Annotated in this window: 23 protein-coding genes and 1 pseudogene; 19 read left to right on the top strand and 5 right to left on the bottom strand. The window is 56.3% G+C overall.

All coding sequences use genetic code 11. The annotated features are described in order from the left end of the window. Positions 1-9: 9 nt before the first annotated feature. The 8 genes from flgE to flgL all read left to right on the top strand — a co-directional run bounded on the left by flgE (position 10) and on the right by flgL (position 8312). Positions 10-1224 carry a flagellar hook protein FlgE gene (gene flgE, locus RT120_RS11235; RefSeq protein ID WP_312982664.1) on the top strand — a complete coding sequence of 405 codons (1215 nt, stop codon included), beginning with the start codon at positions 10-12 and terminating at the stop codon, positions 1222-1224. A gap of 19 nt (positions 1225-1243) precedes the next feature. Beyond that, positions 1244-1999, top strand: coding sequence for a flagellar basal body rod protein FlgF (locus RT120_RS11230; protein WP_312982662.1), 756 nt, complete (start codon positions 1244-1246; stop codon positions 1997-1999). A 12-nt stretch (positions 2000-2011) separates the two neighbouring features. Beyond that, positions 2012-2794: a flagellar basal-body rod protein FlgG gene (flgG, locus tag RT120_RS11225; protein ID WP_125292120.1), complete on the top strand. Its 783-nt coding sequence runs from the start codon at positions 2012-2014 to the stop codon at positions 2792-2794. 55 nt (positions 2795-2849) lie between these two features. After that, a complete protein-coding gene (gene flgH, locus RT120_RS11220; RefSeq protein ID WP_125292496.1) occupies positions 2850-3548 on the top strand; it encodes a flagellar basal body L-ring protein FlgH in 699 nt (232 codons plus the stop codon). 11 nt (positions 3549-3559) lie between these two features. Further along, positions 3560-4657, top strand: coding sequence for a flagellar basal body P-ring protein FlgI (locus tag RT120_RS11215; protein WP_312982659.1), 1098 nt, complete (start codon positions 3560-3562; stop codon positions 4655-4657). Between the two features lie 9 nt (positions 4658-4666). Then, on the top strand, positions 4667-5614 hold the full coding sequence (flgJ, locus tag RT120_RS11210) for a flagellar assembly peptidoglycan hydrolase FlgJ (RefSeq protein ID WP_312982658.1): 948 nt from the start codon (positions 4667-4669) through the stop codon (positions 5612-5614). Positions 5615-5690: 76 nt separating this feature from the next. Then, a complete protein-coding gene (gene flgK, locus RT120_RS11205; RefSeq protein WP_312982657.1) occupies positions 5691-7334 on the top strand; it encodes a flagellar hook-associated protein FlgK in 1644 nt (547 codons plus the stop codon). A gap of 15 nt (positions 7335-7349) precedes the next feature. Then, complete coding sequence (flgL, locus tag RT120_RS11200; RefSeq protein ID WP_312982656.1) at positions 7350-8312, top strand: flagellar hook-associated protein FlgL; 963 nt, start codon at positions 7350-7352, stop codon at positions 8310-8312. A gap of 92 nt (positions 8313-8404) precedes the next feature. Here flgL and RT120_RS11195 read toward each other — a convergent pair. The 3 genes and pseudogenes from RT120_RS11195 to RT120_RS11185 form a co-directional block, all read right to left on the bottom strand. Next, a pseudogene (locus RT120_RS11195) lies at positions 8405-9052 on the bottom strand (ParB N-terminal domain-containing protein). Next, entirely contained in the window at positions 9037-10281 is a 1245-nt protein-coding gene (locus RT120_RS11190) for a phosphoadenosine phosphosulfate reductase (protein ID WP_312982655.1), read from the bottom strand. The pseudogene RT120_RS11195 and the gene RT120_RS11190 overlap by 16 nt, the downstream one beginning before the upstream one ends. Before the next feature lie 180 nt (positions 10282-10461). Beyond that, positions 10462-11670, bottom strand: a complete 1209-nt coding sequence (locus tag RT120_RS11185; RefSeq protein ID WP_409515043.1) for an MFS transporter — start codon at positions 11668-11670, stop codon at positions 10462-10464. A gap of 114 nt (positions 11671-11784) precedes the next feature. Between RT120_RS11185 and RT120_RS11180 the strand changes: the two genes are divergently transcribed. Next, positions 11785-12732 carry a LysR family transcriptional regulator gene (locus tag RT120_RS11180; protein ID WP_312982652.1) on the top strand — a complete coding sequence of 316 codons (948 nt, stop codon included), beginning with the start codon at positions 11785-11787 and terminating at the stop codon, positions 12730-12732. Between the two features lie 19 nt (positions 12733-12751). Here RT120_RS11180 and rne read toward each other — a convergent pair whose 3' ends face one another. After that, complete coding sequence (gene rne, locus RT120_RS11175; RefSeq protein ID WP_312982651.1) at positions 12752-15958, bottom strand: ribonuclease E; 3207 nt, start codon at positions 15956-15958, stop codon at positions 12752-12754. Between the two features lie 571 nt (positions 15959-16529). Between rne and rluC the strand changes: the two genes are divergently transcribed. Further along, positions 16530-17483 (top strand): 23S rRNA pseudouridine(955/2504/2580) synthase RluC, encoded by a 954-nt coding sequence (gene rluC / locus RT120_RS11170; RefSeq protein ID WP_312982792.1) that lies wholly within the window; start codon positions 16530-16532, stop codon positions 17481-17483. Between the two features lie 36 nt (positions 17484-17519). On the opposite strand, the gene RT120_RS11165 is transcribed toward rluC, so the two are convergent. After that, a complete protein-coding gene (locus RT120_RS11165; protein ID WP_312982648.1) occupies positions 17520-18104 on the bottom strand; it encodes a nucleoside triphosphate pyrophosphatase in 585 nt (194 codons plus the stop codon). Between the two features lie 139 nt (positions 18105-18243). Between RT120_RS11165 and yceD the strand changes: the two genes are divergently transcribed. The 9 genes from yceD (at position 18244) to pabC (ending at position 25564) form a co-directional block, all read left to right on the top strand. Next, positions 18244-18765, top strand: a complete 522-nt coding sequence (gene yceD / locus RT120_RS11160) for a 23S rRNA accumulation protein YceD (protein WP_312982646.1) — start codon at positions 18244-18246, stop codon at positions 18763-18765. A 50-nt stretch (positions 18766-18815) separates the two neighbouring features. Continuing rightward, positions 18816-18989, top strand: a complete 174-nt coding sequence (gene rpmF, locus RT120_RS11155) for a 50S ribosomal protein L32 (RefSeq protein ID WP_002435125.1) — start codon at positions 18816-18818, stop codon at positions 18987-18989. Positions 18990-19062: 73 nt separating this feature from the next. Continuing rightward, positions 19063-20160: a phosphate acyltransferase PlsX gene (plsX, locus tag RT120_RS11150; RefSeq protein ID WP_312982644.1), complete on the top strand. Its 1098-nt coding sequence runs from the start codon at positions 19063-19065 to the stop codon at positions 20158-20160. 6 nt (positions 20161-20166) lie between these two features. Next, complete coding sequence (locus RT120_RS11145) at positions 20167-21120, top strand: beta-ketoacyl-ACP synthase III (RefSeq protein ID WP_312982640.1); 954 nt, start codon at positions 20167-20169, stop codon at positions 21118-21120. Between the two features lie 18 nt (positions 21121-21138). After that, a complete protein-coding gene (fabD, locus tag RT120_RS11140; protein ID WP_312982638.1) occupies positions 21139-22068 on the top strand; it encodes an ACP S-malonyltransferase in 930 nt (309 codons plus the stop codon). 13 nt (positions 22069-22081) lie between these two features. Further along, positions 22082-22816 carry a 3-oxoacyl-ACP reductase FabG gene (gene fabG / locus RT120_RS11135; RefSeq protein ID WP_125292105.1) on the top strand — a complete coding sequence of 245 codons (735 nt, stop codon included), beginning with the start codon at positions 22082-22084 and terminating at the stop codon, positions 22814-22816. 274 nt (positions 22817-23090) lie between these two features. After that, positions 23091-23327 carry an acyl carrier protein gene (acpP, locus tag RT120_RS11130; RefSeq protein WP_000103754.1) on the top strand — a complete coding sequence of 79 codons (237 nt, stop codon included), beginning with the start codon at positions 23091-23093 and terminating at the stop codon, positions 23325-23327. Positions 23328-23410: 83 nt separating this feature from the next. Continuing rightward, complete coding sequence (fabF, locus tag RT120_RS11125; protein WP_312982635.1) at positions 23411-24652, top strand: beta-ketoacyl-ACP synthase II; 1242 nt, start codon at positions 23411-23413, stop codon at positions 24650-24652. A gap of 105 nt (positions 24653-24757) precedes the next feature. Beyond that, a complete protein-coding gene (gene pabC, locus RT120_RS11120) occupies positions 24758-25564 on the top strand; it encodes an aminodeoxychorismate lyase (protein ID WP_312982634.1) in 807 nt (268 codons plus the stop codon). The last annotated feature ends 4 nt before the right edge of the window (positions 25565-25568 follow it).

Below are 25568 nucleotides of genomic sequence, written 5' to 3'. Positions count from 1 at the left end.
GAGTAAGACATGGGCTTTTCTCAAGCGGTCAGCGGCCTGAATGCTGCGGCCTCCAACCTGGACGTGATTGGCAACAACATCGCCAACTCCGCGACCTATGGTTTTAAATCCGCTTCCGTTTCCTTCGCTGATATGTTCGCCGGTTCGAAAGTGGGCCTCGGCGTGAAAGTCGCGGCGGTAACGCAGGATTTCAGCGACGGCATTACTACTAATACCGGTCGTGGCCTCGACGTCGCCATCAGCCAGAACGGTTTTTTCCGTCTGGTGGACAGTAACGGTTCGGTGTTTTACAGCCGTAACGGCCAGTTCAAACTGGACGAAAGCCGCAACCTGACCAACATGCAGGGCATGCAGGTGACCGGCTACCCGGCGACAGGCACCCCGCCGACTATTCAGCAGGGCGCAAACCCGGTAGGTCTGACTATCCCGAACACCCTGATGTCTGCGAAAGTCACCACCACCGCGTCGATGGTGGTTAACTTGAACTCTTCGGATAAAACCATTGCTGCGGATGTGGCGTTTAACCCGGCTAACGCAGACAGCTACAACAAAAAGGGCAGCGTCACGGTATTCGATACCCAGGGTAACGCCCATGACATGAACGTCTATTTCCGTAAGAACGCCGACAGCAGCTGGGCGGTGTATTACCAGGACAGCAGCGTGGCGGGCAGCCCGGTTTCCGCGCCGACCACCATGACCTTTGACGGCAACGGTAACCTGACCGCGCCGAATCCGGCTTCGATCGCCATGACGCCGGGTTCATTAAACGGCGTTGCGCCGACCGGGTTCACCCTGGATTTTACCGGCTCGATGCAGCAGAACACCGGCTCCAACAACATCGTATCCACCGAGCAGAACGGCTATAAGCCGGGCGACCTGGTGAGCTACCAGATTAACGATGACGGCACCGTGGTCGGCAACTACTCCAACGAGAAGCAGCAACTGCTGGGTCAAATCGTACTGGCGAACTTCGCCAACCCGGAAGGGCTCTCATCACAGGGCGATAACCTGTGGGAAGCGAGCAACGCCTCTGGCGTGGCTCTGCTGGGCACTGCGGGCAGCGGCAACTTTGGCCAACTGACCAACGGCGCGCTGGAAGCCTCCAACGTCGATCTGAGTAAAGAGCTGGTCAACATGATCGTGGCCCAGCGTAACTACCAGTCGAACGCCCAGACCATCAAGACTCAGGACCAGATCCTGAACACGCTGGTTAACCTGCGTTAACGCCTGACGGGACGGCCTAATGGATCACGCTATTTATACCGCTATGGGGGCTGCCAGCCAGACCCTGAACCAACAGGCGGTCAACGCAAGCAACCTGGCAAACTCCTCTACGCCAGGTTTCCGCGCCCAGCTTACCGCGCTGCGTGCGGTGCCGGTGGAAGGCCTGTCGATGCCGACCCGCACCCTGGTGGCGGCGTCCACTCCGGGGGCCAATATGTCCCAGGGCGCGCTGGATTACACCTCACGCCCGCTGGACGTGGCGCTACAGCAGGATGGCTGGATCGCCGTGCAGAGTGCGGCAGGGACCGAAGCCTATACCCGAAACGGGAATATCCAGGTGACTGCCGGGGGGCAGTTGACCATTCAGGGTAATCCGGTGATGGGCGACGGCGGCCCGATTGTGGTGCCGGAAGGGGCGGAAATCACCATCGCGGCGGACGGCACCATTTCGGCGCTTAATCCCGGCGATCCGCCGAACACCGTCGCGCCGGTAGGCCGTCTGAAGCTGGTTAAAGCCGATGGGAATGAAATCGTGCGTGGCGATGACGGTTTATTCCGCTTGAGCGCCGCCGCGCAGGCGCAACGTGGGCCGATGTTGCAGGCCGACCCGAGCATCCGCGTGATGTCCGGCGTGCTGGAAGGCAGCAACGTCAAACCCGTCGAAGCGATGACCGATATGATCGCCAACGCCCGACGCTTTGAGATGCAGATGAAAGTGATCTCCAGCGTCGATGAAAATTCTCAGCGGGCTAACCAGCTGCTGTCGATGACTTAATAAGGGCACTTTATGATTAGCTCATTATGGATTGCGAAAACCGGCCTCGACGCCCAGCAAACCAATATGGATGTGATCGCCAACAACCTGGCGAACGTCAGCACCAACGGTTTTAAGCGCCAGCGCGCGGTGTTTGAAGACCTGCTGTATCAAACCATCCGCCAGCCGGGTGCGCAGTCCTCTGAACAAACCACGCTGCCGTCCGGTTTGCAGATTGGTACCGGCGTGCGTCCGGTGGCGACCGAACGTCTGCACAGCCAGGGTAACCTGTCGCAAACCAGCAACAGCAAAGACGTGGCGATTAAAGGCCAGGGCTTTTTCCAGGTGATGTTACCGGACGGCACCTCTGCCTATACCCGCGACGGTTCGTTCCAGGTGGATCAGAACGGCCAACTGGTCACGGCGGGCGGTTTCCAGGTGCAGCCTGCGATCACCGTTCCGGCGAATGCGCTTAGCATCACCATCGGTCGCGATGGCCTGGTGAGCGTGACCCAGCAGGGCCAGGCCGCACCGGTTCAGGTCGGGCAGTTAAACCTGACCACCTTTATGAACGACACCGGTCTGGAAAGCATTGGTGAAAACCTGTACATCGAGACCCAGTCCTCCGGCGCGCCGAACGAAAGTACGCCAGGGCTGAACGGTGCGGGACTGTTGTATCAGGGCTATGTGGAAACCTCTAACGTGAACGTGGCGGAAGAGCTGGTGAACATGATCCAGGTGCAACGCGCTTACGAAATCAACAGTAAAGCGGTCTCCACCACTGACCAGATGCTGCAAAAACTGACACAACTCTAACGTGACTCCGGCGCGGTTCGCGCCGCGCCGGGCACGAATACTGAAGATGAAAGCAATGCAAAATACCGGTGCGCAATATCGCCCTCTCTTTATCGCCCTGATGGTGACATTATCCGGGTGTGCCTGGGTACCCTCGAAGCCGCTGGTGCAGGGCGCGACAACCGCGCAGCCCGCGCCTGGCGCCGCGCCGGTGGTCAACGGTTCTATTTTCCAGTCCGCCCAGCCGATTAACTACGGCTACCAGCCGCTGTTCGAAGACCGCCGACCGCGCAATATCGGCGATACCCTGACGATTGTCCTGCAAGAAAACGTCAGCGCCAGCAAGAGCTCCTCGGCCAACGCCAGTCGCGACGGCAAAACCAACTTCGGCTTTGATGCGGTGCCGCGCTACCTACAGGGATTATTCGGCAACGACCGCGCAACGGTGGACGCCTCCGGCGGCAACAGCTTTAACGGCAAAGGCGGCGCCAACGCCAGCAACACCTTTAGCGGCACGCTCACCGTGACCGTCGATCAGGTTCTGGCGAACGGCAACCTGCACGTGGTAGGCGAAAAACAGATCGCCATTAACCAGGGCACAGAATTCATTCGTTTCTCCGGTGTCGTGAACCCACGCACCATCAGCGGCAGCAACACCGTTCCGTCTACCAACGTGGCGGACGCGCGTATCGAATATGTCGGCAACGGCTATATCAATGAAGCGCAGAACATGGGCTGGCTGCAGCGTTTCTTCCTTAACTTATCGCCGATGTAAGCGAGGTGACTATGTTGAAATCACTCCTCACAATCGGGTTGCTGCTGGTGGCGTCATTCGCCCAGGCCGACCGTATTCGTGACCTCACAAGCGTACAGGGCGTACGGGAAAACTCCTTGATTGGCTACGGGCTGGTAGTGGGCCTGGACGGAACGGGCGACCAGACCACCCAGACGCCGTTTACCACCCAGAGCTTAAATAACATGCTCTCCCAACTGGGCATCACCGTGCCGCCGGGCACCAACATGCAGTTGAAAAACGTCGCAGCGGTGATGGTCACGGCGTCATTCCCGGCCTTTGCCCGCCAGGGACAGACCATCGATGTGGTGGTTTCCTCGATGGGTAACGCCAAAAGCCTGCGCGGCGGCACGCTGTTAATGACCCCGCTGAAAGGCGTGGACAACCAGGTTTATGCGCTGGCGCAGGGCAACATTCTGGTCGGCGGCGCGGGCGCGTCGGCGGGCGGCAGCAGCGTTCAGGTTAACCAGTTGAACGGCGGGCGCATCACCAACGGCGCGGTGGTCGAGCGTGAATTGCCCAGCCAGTTCGGCAACGGCAATACCCTGAATCTTCAGCTCAACCGCGAAGACTTCACGCTGGCGCAGCAAATCACAGACACCATTAACCGGGTTCGCGGCTACGGCAGCGCCACGGCGCTGGACTCCCGCACAATCCAGGTGCGCGTGCCGACCGGCGGCAGCTCCCAGGTGCGCTTCCTGGCGGATATCCAGAACCTGGAAGTGAACGTCGCGCCGCAGGATGCCAGAGTGATTATTAACTCGCGTACCGGCTCGGTGGTGATGAACCGCGAAGTGACGCTGGACAGTTGTGCCGTGGCGCAGGGCAATCTGTCGGTCACCGTAAACCGCCAGCTTGACGTCAGCCAGCCGGATACGCCGTTCGGCGGCGGCCAGACGGTGGTCACGCCGAACACCCAGATCGATATGCGCCAGAGCGGCGGTTCGCTGCAAAGCGTGCAGTCCAGCGCCAGCCTGAACAGCGTGGTGCGGGCGCTTAACGCGCTGGGTGCCACACCGATGGATTTGATGTCGATTTTACAATCGATGCAAACGGCGGGCTGTCTGCGCGCCAAACTGGAAATCATCTAGGTCATTGTTATGCTGAACGACACCAAACTGCTCTCCAGCGCCGCATGGGACGCGAACTCGCTGAACGATCTCAAAGCGAAAGCGGGACAGGACCCGAAGGCGAACGTCAAAGCGGTGGCCCAGCAGGTCGAAGGCATGTTTGTCCAGATGATGCTGAAAAGCATGCGTGAGGCGCTGCCGAAAGACGGCCTGTTCAGCAGCGACCAGACGCGGCTTTACACCAGTATGTACGATCAGCAGATCGCCCAGCATCTGTCTGGCGGCAAAGGGCTGGGCCTGGCGGACGCGATGGTTAAGCAAATGACCAGCGAATCCCAGCAGCCAGCCGACACGCCGGATCAGGTGCCGCTGAAGTTCGATCTGGAAACCATCAACCGCTACCAGACCCAAACCCTGGCGCAGACCGTGCGCCAGGCGGTGCCACGCGCGCCGTCGCAGGAAGAGCCGCTCAGCGGCGACAGCAAAGACTTTCTTGCGGCGCTGTCGCTGCCGGCGAAGCTGGCGAGCGAGCAAAGCGGCGTGCCGCATCACCTGATTCTGGCCCAGGCGGCGCTGGAATCCGGCTGGGGCCAACGGCAGATTTTAAAAGCCAACGGCGAGCCGAGCTTCAACCTGTTTGGCATTAAAGCCAGCCCCGGCTGGAAAGGTGAGGTGGCTGAAATCACCACCACCGAATATGAAAACGGTGAAGCCAAAAAAGTGAAAGCCAAATTCCGCGCTTACGGCTCTTATCTGGAAGCGTTGTCGGATTACGTCAGCTTGTTGACCCGCAACCCGCGCTATGCCGCCGTGACCAGCGCGGCGACGGCGGAGCAGGGCGCGACGGCCCTACAAAACGCCGGTTACGCCACCGATCCCAACTACGCCCGCAAGCTGACCACTATGATTGGCCAGTTGAAAGCGATGAGCGAAAAAGTCTCCAAAGCCTATAGCAACGATATTTCTACTTTGTTCTGAAAATGCCTCAAGTTCGGTACAGGGTTGCCGATAACGGTATGCAGGAACCGAGTCTGAAAGTTCATAAGGAACCTCCATGTCCAGTAGCTTAATTAACAGCGCAATGAGCGGCCTTTCTGCGGCTCAGGCGGCACTGAATACTGTCAGTAACAACATCAACAATTACAATGTTGCGGGCTTTACCCGTCAGACGACGGTGCTTTCTCAGGCCAACAGTACGCTGGGTGCCGGTGGATGGGTGGGCAATGGCGTTAACGTGACCGGTGTACACCGTGAATATGACGCGTTTATCTCCAATCAATTACGCGCTGCGCAAAACCAGAGCAGCGGCCTGACGACCCGCTATGAGCAGATGTCGAAAATCGACAATATGCTCTCCAGCAGTACCAACACGCTGTCGACCACCATGCAGGATTTCTTTAAAACCATGCAGACGCTGGTGAGCAACGCGGAAGATCCGGCGTCGCGCCAGGCGTTGTTGGGCAAGGCGGAAGGGCTGGTTAACCAGTTCCGCGTCACTGACCAGTATCTGCGCGACCAGAATAAAGAAGTGAATGGCTCTATCGGCACCAGCGTCAGCCAGATCAACACTTACGCGAAGCAGATCGCCAATCTTAATGACCAGATCACGCGCCTGACCGGCGTGGGTGCAGGGGCGTCGCCGAACGATTTGCTGGATCAGCGCGACCAACTGGTGAGCGAGCTGAACAAGATCGTCGGTGTGGAAGTGACGGTTCAGGACGGTGGCACTTACAACGTGACCGTCGGCAACGGCTACACCCTGGTGCAGGGCAGTACGGCCAACCAACTGGCGGCGGTAACGTCAAGCGCCGATCCGTCGCGCACGACGGTGGCGTTTGTTGATAAAACCGCAGGCAACGTCGAGATCCCGGAAAAACTGCTGACCAGCGGCTCTCTGGGCGGCCTGATGACGTTCCGTTCCCAGAACCTGGATCAAACGCGTAACTCCCTGAACCAGATGGCGCTGGCGTTTGCCGATGCCTTCAACACCCAGCATAAAGCGGGTGTGGATGCGAATAATGAAAGCGGCACCGATTTCTTCAGCTTCGGTAAACCGGAAGCGCTGAGCAATACTAAAAACAGCAAACCGGGCGCGACGTTTGAGGTGAGTTTCGCCAATACGTCGGAAGTGCAGGCGTCGGATTATAAAGTGACCCGCGTCGGCGGTGAGTGGCAGGTAACACGGCTGTCCGACAATGCCAATGTTAAGCTGACCGACAATGGCGACTCCATTGAATTCGACGGTCTGAAGATCGACATCACCGGTACGGCGGCCAATAACGATTCGTTTATGGTTAAACCGGTCACCAACGCCATTATCAATATGGAAGTGAAGATCAAAGACGAGTCGCTCATTGCGATGGCGGGCGGCAAAGACACCGGTGAGAGCGACAATACCAACGGTCAGAAACTGCTCGACCTGCAAAACAAAAAAATGGTCGGCGGCAATAAAACCTTTAACGACGCCTACGCCAGCCTGGTGAGCGATGTCGGTAACCAAACCAGCACGCTCAAAGTGACCAGCACCACCCAGAGCAATGTGGTTGTGCAGTTGACCAACCAGCAGCAGTCTATCTCCGGGGTCAACCTCGACGAAGAGTACGGCAATCTGCAACGTTTCCAGCAATATTACCTGGCGAATGCCCAGGTGCTTCAGACCGCGTCCACGCTGTTTGATGCGCTGCTGTCCATCCGCTAACGGGAGAATTGATCGATGCGTATCAGTACTCAAATGATGTACCAGCAGAATATGCGCGGTATCACCAATGCGCAGACCGAATGGCTGGGTTACGGCGAGCAAATGTCCACCGGCAAGCGGGTGAATAAAGCTTCGGACGATCCGATTGCCGCCGCGCAGGCGGTGGTGCTGTCCCAGGCTCAGGCGGAAAACAACCAGTATACCCAGGCACGTTTGTTCGCGACCCAGAAAGTATCGCTGGAAACCAGCGTGCTGACCCAGGTCACCACCGCGATCCAGACCGCGCAGGAAAAGATCGTGCAGGCGGGCAACGGCACGCTGAGCGATGACGACCGCGCCTCACTGTCTACCGATTTGCAAGGGATCCGCGATCAGTTGCTGAACCTGGCGAACAGCACCGACGGTAACGGGCGCTATATTTTCGCCGGTTTCAAAACCGATGCCGCGCCGTTCAGCGGCGAGCCGGGCAAAATCGAATACAACGGCGGCACCGAGCAGATCACCCAAAAGGTGGACGCCGCGCGCAGCATGGTGATTGGGCATACCGGCGATTCGGTGTTTATGAACGTCACCAGTAACGCCGTACCAGAGCCGGAAGGCAGCACCCAGGAGAAGAGCCTGTTTAACATGCTCGACACCGCGATCGCGGCGCTGAAAACCCCGAAAACCGGGGCGACGGAAGAAGAACAGGCCGCGCTGGATGCCGCTGTGGATAAAACCAACCGCGGTTTGAAAAACTCGCTCAACAACGTGTTGACGGTGCAGGCTGAGCTGGGTACCCAACTGGCCGAACTGGGCAGCCTGGATACCCTGGGCAGCGATCGTGCCCTCGGACAAACGCAGCAGATGAGCAACCTGATTGATGCAGACTGGAACTCGGTGATTTCATCCTATGTGATGCAGCAAGCCGCGCTTCAGGCGTCTTACAAGACCTTCACCGATATGCAGGGCATGTCGCTGTTCCAGTTGAACAGATAGGGTGAACAATTTGAGCATATTTTGAAACTGGATATGCTTTATGCCCGCTTCCGCACCCCGGAGCGGGCTTTTTTTTAGCGGTTAGGGTGGTGTTACTCTACCGTCCAGGCTTGCGAAAAATGACGGTGAGCAAACATATCTTTTAAGCCCGCCGTCTGCTTCAGGCGCAACACTTCATCCGCCTCCATACCTAACTCTTTTGCGATACGCTCATCATCCCACCCGTACCGGACTAATTCCTGGACCAGATCCGACATGGCGGGCACCTGATGCTTACCGCGGGCACGGTTATGGCGTACCGTGGAGGCTATACTGGCGTCACGTTCCGTGGCGTCTTTTTGAAGTAGCACGACCGGTATATAACCGTTTAGCCGCTCCGCCAGCGTACGATCTTTTATTCCTGCACGAAAACGATTCGCCCCATCCACTAAATTCAGGCTATTTTCAACGGTGGAGATAGCCACCACCGGTTGCGTGTAGCCATCCTGGATCAGCGAGCGAATCAGTAATTTTCGTTCCGTTGCCGCCATAACGTTTGGATTGTAGTTATTCTCTTTTAACCGGTCGGTTTTAAGCCACAGTACACAGTCGACCGGCTCTTATTGAAAGGGACTTAAGCTGTGCAGTTGCGTTTTAATTCCATTCAGCGCCTCAATACGCGCCTGTTCCGGCAGCTCGTTTAGCCAGTGTGTCAGCGGCTCCATTAGCGTTGCCAGAGTAGATGTCATATCACTTGCCATAGTTTACGTTTCTCCTGAACACGTTTTTTCCAGCGTTCATAATGGTGGGTACGGGTAGGACTGAATGAGAGCGTCCGACACCAGTAGTCGTTGCGCAGGATGGTTCGGCAAATGCGCCGCCATGAGGGGATATCCCGGCTGCCGGTATCTTTGTCCTGATAATCGGGGATATCGTCGGGATAATCCCTCTGCCGGAACCACTGTAAATAAATGGCGATTTTGTTGCGATAATGCTCTGCGGTTGACGGCGGAAGGCTGTCGAGTAAAAACAAGGCGTATTCTTTCCAGGTCTTATCCTGCGGTTTTGAGATATGCCCCTGACCATAAAATCCATTGCGTCCGGCGGCGTATAACTCCGCGGTATGCGCGCCGCTCACCCGGCAACAGATCCTGTCCCACCGCTCTGGCTCAAGGACATGAAACAGCCACAGGCCAGCGCGCTGTTCCGGGCCAAAGGGTTCGCAGATCCGCATATAACGGGGTTTTACGCCTGCCTGGTGCATCAGTTGGTAAAGCGGATTGCATTGCGCGTTTGTACGGGCAAACCACGACCACACATCTGCGGTGTGCCAGTCGTATAACGGGGCAACGGTGCAGGCTCCGGATGTCATGCTGGCTGTCGTCCAGGGCCGATCCATGCTGTAGCGATTTTTACGGCGATCGCAGATGCTTTGAAAACGCATCAGGGATTCATCGGCGCGCATTCCTGTGAGGATAGCGGTGGGGGTTATAGGCGCTACGCGGGCCAGCCAGTCGTTAAATGCAGGAACAAAATCTTCAAAGGTCATGCCGGGTGTATAGAACGGGAAAAACTCAGGTTCAGTGATGGCATCTGCTGGCGGAGTGCGAACCCAATCGATGCCTGGCTCCCAGGCCGTCCATTCCGGCTGGTAGGCTGATGTACCGTTAACGGTGGAGACAGGTAGGGCCACCCAATAAAACGTTTCCGTACAATCTGCGTATAAGGCTTTCATCGCCTGAACGTGGTCGATGGTGTACTGGAACTGGACCTCCCAGTCGAGAAACAGCACGCTGAACGTTCTACCGCGCTTGCGCGCTTCCCGCGCCGTTAAATGAAATAATAAGGTGGAATCTTTACCGCCGGAAAATGATACACAAACCCGGGAAAAGGTGTCGAAGACCCATGAAATTCGCTCAACAGCTGCATCGTAGACAGTGATGTTGAGCGGGATTTTACGATCCGGCGTACTTTGACGGACGTTGCTCATATAATTCCCTTTATTCAGTGACGGGACGATCGTGCCCGATGCAATCCATATCGCCGGGCTTTGATCATCGTAATGCTGACTGATATTAATTATCAGTGGCTTAGACAAGGGTGATGCAGGGCTGAATATTATCTCAAATGAACGATCATACGCGCAGTAAGCCCTGGTTTTAGGATTTCACTAATATAAAGCGCGTGTTTTAGCGTGAGGCTGACGACGCTCTGCCATCCGCACCAGCAGACTGCCTGCGCTGGCCAATACTGCCAGCATTACGACTCCCATCCAGCCATACTCTTCCCACATGGCGCTACCGAGTACGGAGCCTGCCGCCATACCAATAAACACGCCGGTAAACAGTAGCGCGTTAAGACGACCGCGCGCCTGGGGATCGAGACGGTAGACCAGCGTCTGATGTGCCACCAGCGAGGATTGCAGCCCAAGGTCGAAACCAACGGCGCACAGCGCGATAAGCGTTAGTTGCCAGAAGGGCGAGAGCAGGGGAAGAAAGAACATCAGCCCAAATGACAGCGTGGCGAGTGTGGCGGCATATTGCGTGACCCGGCTTGAACCTACTTTATCCGCAAGCGAACCCGACAGCGGCGCGGCCAGCGCGCCCGCGGCTCCCGCAATGCCGAAGGCTCCCGCCACGGCGCTGCCCATATGAAACTGCTGGCTTAACATCACCGCCAGCATCGACCAGAAGGCGCTGAACCCGACGGACAATAGGCCCTGCGCAAGCGCCGCGCGGCGCAATGCAGGATGACGGAGCCACAGGGAAACCATCGATTTCATCAGCGACGGGTAAGTTAACGCTGACTGGGCGGCAAAACGCGGCAGTACCCGCCATAGCGCCACACCCACCAGCGCGATACTCAGCGCTGCCAGCTGGTACATCATGCGCCAGCCCCAGGCGGCGCTAATAAGCCCGCTCACGGTACGGGAAAGCAGGATCCCCAGTAATAATCCCGTCATCACCATCCCAACAGCCTTACCCTGTTTGCCTGAGGTGGAAAGGATGGCGGCTGCGGGAACGATGTCCTGCGCCACGGTGGCTGAGGCGCCCAGTAGCAGGCTTAACGCCAGCAGACTGTGTTCCCCCGTCGAGAAGCTGTACAGCATCAGCATCAGTGCCAGCGCCAGGGATTTAATCAGGATGATAAGACGGCGATCGAAACGGTCACCCAGCGGTAAGAGGAACAAGATACCCAGCGCATAACCCGCCTGTGTCAGGGTAGGGATCAGCCCGAGGCTGGCGATGCTGAGATGCAGGTTCTCGCCAATTTGCGGCAGGATCGGTTGGGCATAGTAGATTGACGCCACACTGAATCCGGCTGCAGTGGCCAGCACCAGTAACGTCCGCAGTAAGGCTGAAGGAGAAAGTGTATTCATGGATAAATCCTCGTTGTCTGACATTGAGATGGATTGTCAGTCACGCCGCGTTGGCGCGGTAGAAGGACAACTGATAAAACGGTTATACGTGATACGTATAACAGGTAAAAAATAATGAAGTATGAGCGTATAGACAGAATTGAACTGATGAATACTTTCATTCGCATCATTGAAAGCGGCTCGCTAAGCGCGGCAGCGGTGCAGTTAACGACCACGCAGGCGACCGTCAGCCGACGGCTAAAATCGCTGGAGGAAATGCTGGGTTGCAAACTGCTGCTACGTACCACGCACGCGATGAAGCTCACTGACGATGGCGAACGCTGTTATCAGCACGCCAAAACCGTGACGGGCCACTGGATGAGGCTGGAAGATGATCTGCGCAACGCCGGGGATGAACCGGTCGGGACATTGCGGGTGCGTGCGCCTCACGCTTTCGGCCAACAGCAGTTGATCGCGCCGCTAACGCAGTTTCTCCGCCAGTATCCGCAGATGAATGTGGAGTGGATGCTGAACGACAAAGCGCCGCTGTTTATCAGCGAGAATATTGATTGCGCAATCCACCTCGGCGCGCAGCCTGACCCGTCGACCATTTCGGTGTTGCTGGCGGAAGTGCCGCGTATCGTGGTCGCGACGCCGGAATTGCTGGCGCAATACCCCGAGATTCACGAGCCTGAGGCGCTGGCGGCATTGCCCTGGGTGGCGCTAAACCTGTTCTATCAGCAGGAAGTGACTCTGAAACAGATCGCAGGCAGCGACACGCGCTCGCTCACTATCGCACCGCGTTTGAGTACCGATAGTCTGTACGCGGTCAGAGAGACGGTGCTGGCGGGGTTAGGCGTGGGTATCGTTTCGGCGTGGATTGTGGCGCAGGATCTTGAAGAGGGCAAACTAGTTCATGTCCTGCCGCAGTGGCAGGCGGCGCCGCTGCCGGTGTGGTTGGCCTATCCGTACAGCCGCTACTATCCAGCACGATTGCGTAAATTCCTCGATTTAATGCGTGAAATTCTGCCTGAACTGATGGGTATGCAACCGCCGGAGAAGCCAAAAAAAAGCCGGTCATAAAGACCGGCTTGTGGGGAGGTTATTCAGCTTGTCCCGGGCGGGTGGCTGGTGCGGTAGCCTGATGGCTGGCGCTGTGGCCGCCGGCAGAACCTTTACCGCTAAAGTCAAACGGCTCACGCACCCAGTCGCTATGACGCGGCGGCTCCGGTACGTATTCAGGCGCAGGCGCACGGGTCATCGGCGCGCTGGCAACCAGTTTAGCGGCAGCCGGTGTCGCTTCAGATTGCGGCACCGCTTTCACCGGTTCTGCGGCTTTCACCGGTTCAACAACTGGCTCAGGCTGCGCGGCAACGTCTGCTTTTGATGGTTCAACCACTGCTGGCTGCGGCTCAACGTCAAGCTCGGCAGGTTGTTCCTGCGGCGCATCAGCGATGCTTTCTTCCACAACAGGTTCTACCACGATGGCTTCTTCCTGCGCGGCACCTTGTGCCTCTTCTTCAACAGGAGCAGAGTCCACCGGTTTGGCTTCTTCCGCGACCTGCTCAGCAACCACTTCGTCCTGCGGCGCGATCATTTCCGGCTGGGCATCTACCGGCGTGGCGATAACTTGCGGATGGGTGGTTTCAACCGGTGCCGCTTCAGCGACGTTAGTGACTACTGGCGCAATCTGAATCGCTGCCTGCTCAACCGGCTGTTCCTGCGGTTCAACCTGTTCAACTACAGGCGCCTGGGCGACCGGATAGCGGATCCAGACTTTGCCAGAGGCCATTTCCGGTGAAGCGCATGCGACGGTCAACGGCATCGGCGACGTGGTCGGGTAACGCTCATCGCGGTAACGGCGACGGCGCTGGCCGCTTACGCGCAGGTGACGCGGCGAACGGCGAGAGCGGCGCGGCATACCGTTAGCATCAGCGCGGTTTTCAACGCTTTCTTCCTGCTCGGCAACCTCGTTTTCAACCACGGCAGGCAGCGGGATGGTCGCCAGCTCGGTACGCTGTGCCGGCGCGGTTTCTTGCGGTTCAACATCGACAATCGCTTCTGATTCAACCACATCATTAGTAAAGCGAACTTTCTGGCTCAACTGGCGCTGTTTACGGCGCGGCATCACCTGAACGCGTTCTTCCTGCTCGACATCCTGTTCCGGAAGCTCTTCACGGTTCAGCCCTTTAACGTCCTGCTGTGCCTGGCGTTTATCATCTGAACGGCGGCGGTTGCGTTCACGACGCGGCTGCTGCTCATCACGGCCTTTGGCCTGCTCCGTTTCGTCAACGGCGACGTCGCGCACTTCACGCACTTCTGCCGTTTGCTGCTGCGCCTGGCGGCGGTTACGGCGATTTTCGTCACGCGGTTCGCGCGGTTCGCGTGGTTCGCGTGGTTCACGCGGCTCACGGTTATCGCGGTTGTCTCGGCCCTGACGGTCGTTACGATCGCGACGGTTGTTTTGGCGGCGGTTATTGCGGCGATCGCCACGCTGCTTCTCTTCACCGGCTTCTTTCTTCGGCTCTTCTGCCACTGGAGCAGGTGCGGCAGGTTCACCGGCGAACAGGGATTTCAGCGCGCTAATAAAGCGGCAAAGCAGGCCAGGTTTAGCCTCCTGCGGGGCTTTAGGCTGCGGCGCGGCCTGAACTTTAGCGGGGGCTTCCTGAACGGCTGGGATCTCCTGCGGCGCTGGCGGAATATCCGGCATTGCGAAGGTCGCTAACGCGGGTTCTTCCGGGCGCTTGCGTTCGGCAGGCTCTTCATCAGACGGCATAGCCATAGCTTCTTCATGCAGCTTCGGCAGCATGTAGCTCAGCGTTTTGGTCTCTTCGCCTTTACGCACGCGCAGTACCGAATAATGCGGCGTTTCCATCTGGTCGTTCGGCACAATCACCGCGCGCACGCCACCCTGACGGGTTTCAATGGCGGTAATGGCGTCACGTTTTTCGTTCAGCAGATAAGAAGCAATCGGCACCGGAACAATGGCGTGAACTTCTTTGGTGTTCTCTTTCAGCGCTTCTTCTTCAATCAGACGCAGAATCGACAGGGACAGGGATTCGTTGTCGCGAATGGTGCCGGTGCCGCTACAGCGTGGGCACACGTGATGGCTGGATTCGCCGAGAGAAGGGCTCAGGCGCTGACGGGACATTTCCAGCAGGCCGAAGCGTGAAATATGGGAAATCTGAATGCGCGCGCGGTCCTGACGAACGGCTTCACGCAGGCGGTTTTCCACCGCACGCTGGTGGCGCACCGGGGTCATATCGATAAAGTCGATAACGATCAGGCCGCCGAGGTCACGCAGGCGCAGCTGACGCGCAATTTCATCTGCCGCTTCCAGGTTGGTGTTGAACGCGGTTTCTTCTATGTCGCCGCCGCGGGTTGCGCGGGCGGAGTTGATATCGATAGCGGTCAGCGCTTCGGTGCTGTCGATAACAATAGATCCGCCGGACGGCAGGCGCACTTCACGCTGGAACGCCGATTCAATTTGCGATTCAATCTGGTAGTGGCTGAACAGCGGGATTTCGCCGGTGTACAGCTTAATTTTGCTGCTGAAATCCGGGCGGCCCAGCGCGGAAATGTGCTGGCGAGCCAGCTCAAGCACTTTCGGGTTATCGATAAGGATTTCGCCGATATCCTGGCGCAGATAGTCACGGAATGCGCGCACAATCACGTTACTTTCCTGATGGATCAGGAACGGGGCAGGGCGGCTTTCAGCGGCTTTCTTAATGGCTTCCCAGTGTTTCAGGCGGAAGCTCAGGTCCCACTGCAGCGCATCGGCGGATTTACCCACGCCTGCGGTACGCACGATAAGACCCATGCCGTCCGGCAGTTCGAGACTGGCCAGCGCTTCTTTCAGTTCGGTACGATCGTCGCCTTCGATACGGCGAGAAATGCCGCCCGCGCGCGGGTTATTCGGCATCAGAACCAGGTAGCTGCCCGCCAGGCTGATAAACGTGGTCAGGGCTGCGCCTTTGTTGCCGCGCTCTTCCTTATCTATCTGAACGATAACTTCCTGGCCTTCGCGCAGCACATCTTTGATGTTCGGGCGACCGTGGGAAGCATAGTTAGCAGGGAAGTATTCGCGGGCGATTTCTTTGAGAGGGAGAAAACCGTGTCTTTCAGCGCCATAATCAACAAAGGCGGCTTCAAGGCTAGGTTCAATGCGGGTGATTTTTCCTTTGTAGATGTTAGCTTTTTTCTGTTCGTGCCCCGGGCTTTCGATATCCAGGTCGTACAGACGTTGCCCATCCACAAGGGCGACACGCAACTCTTCTTGCTGAGTTGCGTTGATTAACATTCTTTTCATCGTAACTTACTCATTATTCTTACATTGACGACTAAGCTGCGGGCAAGATATCGCCTTTCCGGGTATGAACCGATGGCCTCGTGACTATTCACGTCGCCAACCTCACGGTTGTCGTTCGCTTAAGAGGCGCAGAGTGTCGGTAGCCTGTATTTCATCTGGAAATACAGCGCAATTATCAGGGGAACTGCCTGGGATGTTTCGCCAGAGAAGCTTCCATTTTACCGGTAAGGACTGCAACCCGCAGCCCGCTAACTGCCTGAAGGTTCAATACGTCTTACGCCATTGCTGCGTGGATGAACGGTCAGGCAAAACTGGTAATTCCGCAAAGTTCCTTGTCTTAACAAGTTTTAACACGGAAAACTACAGCATTATTCCATTGCTAAGCTTGTTATAGCAAGATGACTTTTGCCATTTATCACCCGGTTACTCACAGTTTCTTAACCACAAATTACCGATTGTTGTTATATCCACCAATCCGGTGATTCATAAGCCGCCAGAATCCGGGTGACAGTAAGTATAAGCATATAAAAATGAGTGGCGCTAATGAATGTCGATAATTAGAATCGCCACCATGAAAACTGAGACCCCAGCCGTAAAAATCGTTGCCATTTCCGCTGATGAAGCGGGGCAGCGTATCGATAACTTTTTGCGCACCCACTTAAAGGGTGTGCCTAAGAGCATGATTTACCGCATCCTGCGTAAAGGCGAGGTGCGGGTAAATAAAAAGCGTATTAAGCCGGAATATAAACTCGAAGACGGCGATGAAGTGCGTATCCCGCCGGTTCGCGTCGCCGAGCGTGAAGAGCAGGCGGTATCGCCGCATCTGCAAAAAGTGTCCGCGCTCACCGAGGCGATTTTGTATGAGGATGATTATATCCTGGTGCTGAATAAGCCGTCCGGCACTGCTGTTCACGGCGGCAGCGGATTAAGCTTTGGCGTGATTGAAGGCCTGCGCGCATTACGCCCGGAAGCCCGTTTCCTGGAACTGGTCCACCGTCTGGATCGCGATACTTCCGGCGTCCTGCTGGTGGCGAAAAAACGTTCGGCACTGCGTTCGCTGCATGAACAGTTGCGCGGCAAAGAGATGCAAAAAGATTACCTGGCGCTGGTGCGCGGGCAGTGGCAGTCGCATGTGAAAGTGGTGCAGGCGCCGTTGTTGAAAAATATCCTGCAAAGCGGTGAGCGCATTGTACGGGTTAACAGCGAAGGCAAACCGTCGGAAACGCGCTTTAAGGTGGAAGAGCGTTATGCATTCGCCACGCTGGTGCGCTGTAGCCCGGTTACCGGCCGTACTCACCAGATCCGCGTGCATACCCTGCATGCTGGCCATCCTATCGCGTTTGACGATCGTTACGGCGACCGGGAGTTTGACAAACAGCTGGCGAATACCGGGCTAGGCCGCCTGTTCCTGCATGCGGCGGCGCTGAAATTCCAGCATCCCAACACGGGCGAGACCCTGCGTGTTGAAGCGCCGCTCGATAATGAGCTTAAACATTGTCTGAGCATACTGCGCAACGGCAAGTAACAGAAAACGGCCCGGTTTAGCACCGGGCTTTTTTTATTAAGACGCCAGCGGATTAATACCCTCGTTGCGCAGCATCTGGCCCAGCGCGATCAACGGCAGGCCAACCAGGGTATTCGGATCGCGTCCATTTAAGCGGTCAAAAAGCGTGATGCCGAGCCCTTCGCTTTTAAAACTGCCCGCGCAATAAAGCGGCTGTTCCTTCTCTACATAGCCAGCGATTTCTTCCGCGCTGAGGTGACGGAAGTGCACGTCAAACGGCTCGCATTCGGTTTGTAATTGCCCGTTGGCGGAATTATACAGCGCCAGACCGGTGTAGAAGGTGACGACATGACCGCTGGCTTGAGTCAGTTGCCAACGCGCGTTTTCCTCGCTTAACGGCTTGCCGGTGATGTTGCCGTCCAGCACGCAGACCTGATCGGAGCCGATGATCAAATGATTCGGAAAACGGCCTACCAGGGACTGCGCTTTTTCTTTCGCCAGGCGCACCACCAGATGGCGAGCCTCTTCGCCCTGTAACGGCGTTTCATCGCAGCCTGGCGCGGCAGTAATAAAGGGAAGGCCCAATTTTTCAAGCAGGCTCTGACGAAAGGGAGACGTTGAAGCAAGTACCAGTCGGGTCATTTTTTCTGCCATAATTCGCGATTCTATTTATGACATCTTAAACTGTGGACAAGGCTGTGTGTGATTTATTAGCAAATGGCATGTTGATACCGCCTTTTCCTTTGACTCTATGACATTACGACGTTAATATGCGCGCCCTATGCAAAAGGTAAAATTACCCCTGACTCTCGATCCGGTTCGTACCGCTCAAAAGCGCCTTGATTATCATGGCGTGTATACCCCTGAACAGGTGGAGCGCGTCGCCGAATCAGTTGTCAGTGTGGACAGCGATGTGGAATGCTCCATGCGCTTCGCCATCGATAACCAACGTCTCGCGGTGTTAACCGGCGATGCGAAGGTGACGGTGACGTTGGCATGTCAGCGCTGCGGGAAACCGTTCTCCCATCAGGTTCACACGACGTATTGTTTCAGTCCGGTCCGTTCAGACGAACAGGCTGAAGCACTCCCGGAAGCGTATGAGCCGATTGAGGTTAACGAATTCGGTGAAATCGATCTGCTGGCGGTAGTCGAAGATGAAATCATCATCGCCTTGCCAGTGGTTCCGGTGCATGATCATGAACACTGTGAAGTGTCCGAAGCGGACATGGTATTTGGTGAACTGCCTGAAGAAGCGCAAAAGCCAAATCCGTTTGCCGTATTAGCCAGCTTAAAGCGTAAGTAATTGGTCTTCCCCGCGCAAACGGGGTAAACCGTAATTGAGGAGTAAGGTCCATGGCCGTACAACAGAATAAACCAACCCGTTCCAAACGCGGCATGCGTCGCTCTCACGATGCACTGACCGCTGTAACCAGCCTGTCTGTTGACAAGACTTCTGGTGAAACCCACCTGCGTCACCACATCACTGCCGACGGTTACTACCGCGGCCGCAAGGTTATCGCTAAGTAATCACGCGCAAGCGTGATTAAACTTAGCGTCGTTTCCCCGTTTATGCGGGGATATAACGTCGCCCGGCGATACCTTGACACGTCTAACCCTTGCGTTAGATGCCATGGGCGGGGACTTTGGTCCCTCCGTGACAGTGCCTGCAGCCTTGCAGGCACTGAATTCTAATTCGCAATTGAATCTCCTTTTAGTCGGCGATCCCGACGCCATTACTCCATTACTCGCCAAAGCTGATTTTGAACAACGTTCGCGTTTGCAGATCGTTGCCTCCCAGTCGGTTATCGCCAGTGATGTAAGACCGTCTCAGGCCGTGCGCAATAGCCGGGGTTCCTCGATGCGCATGGCGCTGGAGCTGGTGAAAGAGGGGCGGGCCCAGGCCTGCGTCAGCGCCGGAAATACGGGCGCGTTGATGGGGCTTGCGAAGCTGCTGCTTAAACCGATTGACGGCATTGAACGCCCGGCGCTGATGACGGTGTTGCCCCATCAGCAAAAGGGCAAAACCGTGGTGCTGGATTTAGGTGCTAACGTGGCCTGCGACAGTACGATGCTGGTGCAGTTCGCCATTATGGGCTCGGTGATGGCCGAGGACGTGCTCGGCATTCAGACGCCGCGCGTGGCGTTACTGAACATCGGCGAAGAAGAAACCAAAGGGCTCGACAGTATTCGTGACGCGGCGGCTATGCTAAAAACCATGCCGTCGCTGAATTATATTGGCTATCTTGAAGCCAATGAATTGTTAACCGGCAAAACGGACGTGCTGGTGTGTGACGGTTTTGTAGGCAATGTCACACTCAAAACCATGGAGGGCGTTGTACGAATGTTCCTTTCTCTGCTCAAATCGCAGGGAGAAGGGAAAAAACGGTCGTGGTGGTGGCGTTTATTAAAGCACTGGTTACAAAAAAGCCTCTCAAGGCGATTCAGTCACCTCAACCCCGACCAGTATAATGGCGCCTGTCTGTTAGGATTACGCGGCACCGTGATTAAGAGTCACGGCGCGGCTAATCAGCGCGCGTTTAGCGTGGCGATTGAACAGGCAGTGCAGGCGGTGCAGCGGCAGGTTCCACAACGGATAGCCGCTCGCCTGGAATGTTTATATCCCGCAGGTTTCGAATTGCAGCAAGGCGAAAACGCCCCGGCAATGCCAACGGCGGGTATATTACCCAAGAGTGACTGAGCGTACATGTATACGAAGATTATTGGCACGGGCAGCTACCTGCCTGAGCACGTGCGGACTAACGCCGATCTTGAAAAAATTGTGGAAACGACTGACGAGTGGATTGTCACCCGCACAGGCATTCGTGAGCGTCGTATCGCCGGTCCTGACGAGACTGTTGATTCCATGGGCTATCAGGCGGCGCTGCGCGCCATTGAGATGGCCGGTATCGATAAAGAACAAATCGGTATGGTCGTGGTAGCAACCACCTCCGCCACCCATGCTTTCCCAAGCGCCGCTTGCCAGATTCAGGGCATGCTGGGCATTAAAGGCTGCCCGGCGTTTGATGTCGCCGCCGCCTGCGCGGGCTTTACCTATGCGCTCAGCATTGCCGATCAGTACGTGAAATCCGGCGCGGTGCAGTATGCGCTGGTGATCGGTTCCGACGTGCTGGCACGCACCCTTGACCCGCAGGATCGCGGCACGATCATTCTGTTCGGTGATGGCGCGGGCGCAGCCGTACTGGGTGCGTCTGAAGAGCCGGGCATTATTTCGACCCACCTGCATGCAGACGGCCGCTACGGTGAGTTGCTGACGCTGCCGAACCACGACCGCGTGGTGCCGGAAAACCCTATTTATTTAACCATGTCCGGTAACGAAGTCTTTAAAGTTGCCGTGACTGAGCTTGCGCATATCGTTGATGAAACGCTGGCCGCGAATCAGCTCGACCGTTCCTCGCTGGACTGGCTGGTGCCGCACCAGGCGAACCTGCGCATTATCAGCGCAACCGCTAAAAAACTCGGCATGTCGATGGATAATGTCGTGGTGACTCTGGATCGTCACGGCAATACCTCCGCCGCATCCGTGCCCAGCGCGCTGGATGAAGCCGTGCGTGATGGCCGTATTAAACCAGGCCATTTAGTGCTGCTCGAGGCTTTCGGCGGCGGCTTTACCTGGGGTTCGGCGCTGGTTCGTTTCTGATAAACAAGGATTAAAAACATGACGCAATTTGCATTTGTGTTTCCGGGACAGGGCTCCCAGGCCGTGGGTATGCTGGCGGATATTGCCGCGCAGTATCCCATCGTTGAAGAGACCTTCGCCGAGGCTTCTGCGGTTTTAGGTTACGATCTCTGGGCGCTGGTTCAGCAAGGATCGGCCGAAGAATTAAATAAAACCTGGCAGACTCAGCCTGCGCTACTGACCGCATCCGTCGCGTTATACCGCGTATGGCAGCAGGAAGGCGGAAAAGCCCCTGCAATGATGGCGGGCCATAGTCTTGGCGAATATTCCGCGCTGGTCTGCGCGGGCGTTATCGCGTTTAGCGATGCGGTCCGTCTGGTGGAGTTACGCGGCAAACTGATGCAGGATGCGGTGCCGGAAGGCACTGGCGCCATGTCGGCCATTATCGGTCTGGATGATGAGTCCATCGCCAAAGCCTGCGAAGAATCCGCGCAGGGCCAGGTGGTATCGCCGGTTAACTACAATTCGCCGGGCCAGGTGGTTATTGCCGGGCATAAAGAGGCGGTTGAACGTGCAGGCGCAGCCTGTAAAGCCGCTGGCGCTAAACGCGCGCTGCCGCTGCCGGTCAGCGTGCCGTCACATTGCGCCCTGATGAAGCCTGCTGCGGAAAAACTGGCGGTAGAGCTGCAAAACATCACCTTTAACGCGCCGGCAGTCCCGGTAGTGAATAACGTTGATGTCGCCTGCGCCACCGATCCCGATGAGATCCGCAATGCCCTGGTGCGCCAGCTCTACAGCCCGGTGCAGTGGACTAAAAGCGTTGAACTCATGGCTTCCCGTGATATCACCCATCTTTATGAGGTTGGTCCAGGCAAAGTATTGACCGGCCTGACTAAACGCATCGTGGACAGCTTAACCGCGTCCGCGATCAACGAGCCGGCAAGCCTGGCCGCAGCACTCGAGCAATAAGACGAGGAATACCATGAGTTTTGAAGGAAAAGTCGCGCTGGTTACCGGCGCGAGCCGCGGCATCGGCCGCGCAATTGCTGAAACCCTTGCGGCGCGCGGCGCAAAAGTCATCGGCACCGCGACCAGCGAAAGCGGCGCGCAGGCGATCAGCGACTATCTGGGTGCTAACGGTAAAGGTCTGATGCTTAACGTGACCGACCCGGCATCTATCGAATCTGTGCTGGAAAATATTCGTAGCGAATTTGGTGAAGTGGATATTCTGGTCAATAATGCCGGTATCACTCGCGATAATTTGCTGATGCGCATGAAAGAAGAAGAGTGGAGCGATATCCTCGAAACGAATCTTTCATCTGTTTTCCGTCTGTCAAAAGCAGTAATGCGAGCTATGATGAAAAAACGTCATGGGCGTATTATTACTATCGGTTCTGTGGTTGGTACCATGGGAAATGCGGGTCAGGCCAACTACGCTGCGGCGAAAGCGGGTCTTATCGGCTTTAGTAAATCGCTGGCGCGCGAAGTAGCGTCTCGCGGTATTACAGTGAACGTTGTTGCTCCGGGCTTTATTGAAACGGACATGACGCGTGCGCTATCTGACGATCAGCGTGCGGGTATCCTGGCGCAGGTTCCTGCGGGTCGCTTAGGCGATGCGAAGGAAATCGCCAGTGCGGTTGCATTCTTAGCTTCTGATGAAGCGGGTTACATCTCTGGTGAAACTCTGCACGTCAACGGCGGGATGTATATGGTTTAACCATGTTTATACCTCTCGCTGCCAGAGGCAGGAAAAGCCGCTGAACAGATTCTCGCCTGACAGTTTACTCTGTGAGCAAGAATGGTCAGAGATGGCTTAAAACCTGCCGCCTGAATGAGGAAGGGTATAAAATTATTTGCGTTATTAGGGCGAATGCCCGCAAAATAGCGTAAAATCGTGGTACGACCTGCCGGGATTTAGTTGCAACTTTTTCAACATTTTATACACTACGAAAACCATCGCGAAAGCGAGTTTTGATAGGAAATTTAAGAGTATGAGCACTATCGAAGAACGCGTTAAGAAAATTATCGGCGAGCAGCTGGGCGTTAAGCAGGAAGAAGTTACCAACAATGCTTCTTTCGTTGAAGACTTGGGCGCTGATTCTCTTGACACCGTTGAGCTGGTAATGGCTCTGGAAGAAGAGTTTGATACTGAGATTCCGGACGAAGAAGCTGAGAAAATCACTACTGTTCAGGCTGCCATTGATTACATCAACGGTCACCAGGCGTAAGTGAACATCTCCAGGCGGTCACTCGACCGCCTGAGTTTTTTTATCCCACGAATCCCTTTTTTATCCCTCCCTGGAGGACAAACGTGTCTAAGCGTCGTGTAGTTGTGACCGGACTGGGCATGTTGTCTCCTGTCGGCAATACCGTAGAGTCTACCTGGAAAGCTCTCCTTGCCGGTCAGAGTGGCATCAGCCTGATCGACCATTTCGATACTAGCGCCTATGCAACGAAATTTGCTGGCTTAGTAAAGGATTTTAACTGTGATGACATCATCTCGCGTAAAGATCAACGCAAGATGGATGCCTTCATTCAATATGGAGTTGTTGCCGGTATTCAGGCCATGCATGATTCTGGTCTGGAAGTAACGGAAGAAAACGCAACCCGATTTGGCGCCGCTATCGGTTCCGGGATCGGTGGCTTAGGTCTTATCGAAGAAAACCACACCTCGCTGGTGGCTGGTGGTCCCCGTAAGATCAGCCCGTTCTTCGTCCCGTCTACTATCGTAAACATGGTGGCAGGTCATTTGACTATCATGTTCGGCCTGCGCGGACCGAGCATCTCTATCGCCACGGCCTGTACTTCTGGTGTTCACAATATCGGTCATGCCGCGCGCATGATTGCCTATGGTGATGCGGACGCAATGCTTGCGGGCGGCGCTGAAAAAGCCAGTACCCCGCTGGGCGTGGGTGGTTTTGGTGCCGCTCGTGCACTTTCCACTCGTAACGACAATCCGCAAGCGGCAAGTCGTCCGTGGGATAAAGAGCGCGATGGTTTCGTACTGGGCGATGGCGCGGGTATTATCGTGCTGGAAGAGTACGAACACGCAAAAAAACGCGGCGCGAAAATTTATTGCGAAATCGTTGGCTTCGGAATGAGCAGCGACGCTTATCACATGACCTCTCCGCCGGATAACGGCGCGGGCGCGGCGTTGGCGATGACCAATGCCCTGCGTGACGCGGGTATCGAAGCGGGCCAGGTTGGCTACGTCAATGCCCACGGCACCTCGACCCCTGCGGGCGACGTGGCGGAAGCGCAGGCGGTGAAATCGGTATTTGGTGATGCAGCCCATCGCGTGATGGTCAGTTCCACCAAATCGATGACGGGCCATCTGTTGGGTGCAGCGGGTGCGGTAGAGTCCATTTTCTCTATTCTGGCACTGCGCGATCAGGCTATCCCACCGACCATCAACCTGGATAACCCCGATGAAGGTTGCGACCTGGATTTCGTCCCGCACGAAGCACGCCAGGTATCCGGTATGGATTATGCCCTGTGTAACTCCTTCGGCTTCGGTGGCACCAACGGTTCGTTGATCTTCAAAAAGATCTAACCGATTCTTTTTAAAGGCCCCTCTGCGGGCCTTTTCATCAGACTTCTCCTCTTGCCCCTCGCTTTACATCCTGCGAAACTAGCGCGCTATCGGTAAGGAGCCTTCATGTTCTTAATCAATGGCACATGGCAACATACCCTGGCGGCAAACGATCGGGCGATCCAGTTTGGCGACGGGTGTTTTACCACGGCGCGGGTCATCAATGGTCAGATTCAGCTTTTCGATGCGCATCTGCAACGGCTGGCGCAGGCGTGCGAAAGACTGGGTATCGCCATTCCTGACGCCACTGTGCTGGGCGAAGAGATGCGCACCGTGGCCCAGCCGCATCAACACGCGGTACTGAAGGTCATTATTACCCGTGGCGCGGGCGGGCGAGGGTACAGCGCCGCAGGCTGCGGTGCGCCGACCCGTCTGCTGTCCGTTGCGCCTTATCCAGCGTTTTATGCCCAATGGCGGGAGCAGGGCATTACCTTAACCCAAAGCCCGGTACAGCTGGGGCGTAACCCGTATCTGGCGGGAATTAAGCATCTCAACCGGCTGGAGCAGGTGTTGATTCGGCGTCATCTGGAACAGACTGAAGCCCAGGAAGCGCTGGTGCTGGATAGCGAAGGCTGGCTGACGGAGTGCTGTGCCGCCAATCTGTTCTGGCGCAAAGGTCAGCGTGTCTATACGCCGAAGCTCGACCAGGCAGGCGTCAATGGGTTGATGCGCCAGCATATCCTGCGCCAACTGAATGACAGCCCCTGGTACGTTGAAGAAGTGCGCGCCTTACTGAGCGATCTGGAAACGGCGGATGAGGTGTTTATCTGCAATGCGCTGATGCCGCTTGTCCCGGTGAAACAGGCCATACGCACGCGCTTTGCTTCCCGCGACCTTTACCACTATTTAGCCCCTCTTTGTGAGTCGTATTGAACCA

The sequence above is a fragment of the Atlantibacter sp. genome, from assembly GCF_032062175.1.
In the GTDB taxonomy this organism is placed as follows: Bacteria; Pseudomonadota; Gammaproteobacteria; order Enterobacterales; family Enterobacteriaceae; genus Atlantibacter.
The sequence above is the reverse complement of the archived record's forward strand: the minus strand, read 5'-3'. Positions and strand labels throughout refer to the sequence as shown.

Bases quoted from the DNA above. Each gene is read 5' to 3' on its own strand.
- flgE (WP_312982664.1), top strand. From the start codon at position 10: ATGGGCTTTTCTCAAGCGGTCAGCGGCCTGAATGCTGCGGCCTCCAAC.
- RT120_RS11230 (WP_312982662.1), top strand. From the start codon at position 1,244: ATGGATCACGCTATTTATACCGCTATGGGGGCTGCCAGCCAGACCCTG.
- flgG (WP_125292120.1), top strand. From the start codon at position 2,012: ATGATTAGCTCATTATGGATTGCGAAAACCGGCCTCGACGCCCAGCAA.
- flgH (WP_125292496.1), top strand. From the start codon at position 2,850: ATGCAAAATACCGGTGCGCAATATCGCCCTCTCTTTATCGCCCTGATG.
- RT120_RS11215 (WP_312982659.1), top strand. From the start codon at position 3,560: ATGTTGAAATCACTCCTCACAATCGGGTTGCTGCTGGTGGCGTCATTC.
- flgJ (WP_312982658.1), top strand. From the start codon at position 4,667: ATGCTGAACGACACCAAACTGCTCTCCAGCGCCGCATGGGACGCGAAC.
- flgK (WP_312982657.1), top strand. From the start codon at position 5,691: ATGTCCAGTAGCTTAATTAACAGCGCAATGAGCGGCCTTTCTGCGGCT.
- flgL (WP_312982656.1), top strand. From the start codon at position 7,350: ATGCGTATCAGTACTCAAATGATGTACCAGCAGAATATGCGCGGTATC.
- RT120_RS11190 (WP_312982655.1), bottom strand. From the start codon at position 10,281: ATGAGCAACGTCCGTCAAAGTACGCCGGATCGTAAAATCCCGCTCAAC.
- RT120_RS11185 (WP_409515043.1), bottom strand. From the start codon at position 11,670: ATGAATACACTTTCTCCTTCAGCCTTACTGCGGACGTTACTGGTGCTG.
- RT120_RS11180 (WP_312982652.1), top strand. From the start codon at position 11,785: ATGAAGTATGAGCGTATAGACAGAATTGAACTGATGAATACTTTCATT.
- rne (WP_312982651.1), bottom strand. From the start codon at position 15,958: ATGAAAAGAATGTTAATCAACGCAACTCAGCAAGAAGAGTTGCGTGTC.
- rluC (WP_312982792.1), top strand. From the start codon at position 16,530: ATGAAAACTGAGACCCCAGCCGTAAAAATCGTTGCCATTTCCGCTGAT.
- RT120_RS11165 (WP_312982648.1), bottom strand. From the start codon at position 18,104: ATGACCCGACTGGTACTTGCTTCAACGTCTCCCTTTCGTCAGAGCCTG.
- yceD (WP_312982646.1), top strand. From the start codon at position 18,244: ATGCAAAAGGTAAAATTACCCCTGACTCTCGATCCGGTTCGTACCGCT.
- rpmF (WP_002435125.1), top strand. From the start codon at position 18,816: ATGGCCGTACAACAGAATAAACCAACCCGTTCCAAACGCGGCATGCGT.
- RT120_RS11145 (WP_312982640.1), top strand. From the start codon at position 20,167: ATGTATACGAAGATTATTGGCACGGGCAGCTACCTGCCTGAGCACGTG.
- fabD (WP_312982638.1), top strand. From the start codon at position 21,139: ATGACGCAATTTGCATTTGTGTTTCCGGGACAGGGCTCCCAGGCCGTG.
- fabG (WP_125292105.1), top strand. From the start codon at position 22,082: ATGAGTTTTGAAGGAAAAGTCGCGCTGGTTACCGGCGCGAGCCGCGGC.
- acpP (WP_000103754.1), top strand. From the start codon at position 23,091: ATGAGCACTATCGAAGAACGCGTTAAGAAAATTATCGGCGAGCAGCTG.
- pabC (WP_312982634.1), top strand. From the start codon at position 24,758: ATGTTCTTAATCAATGGCACATGGCAACATACCCTGGCGGCAAACGAT.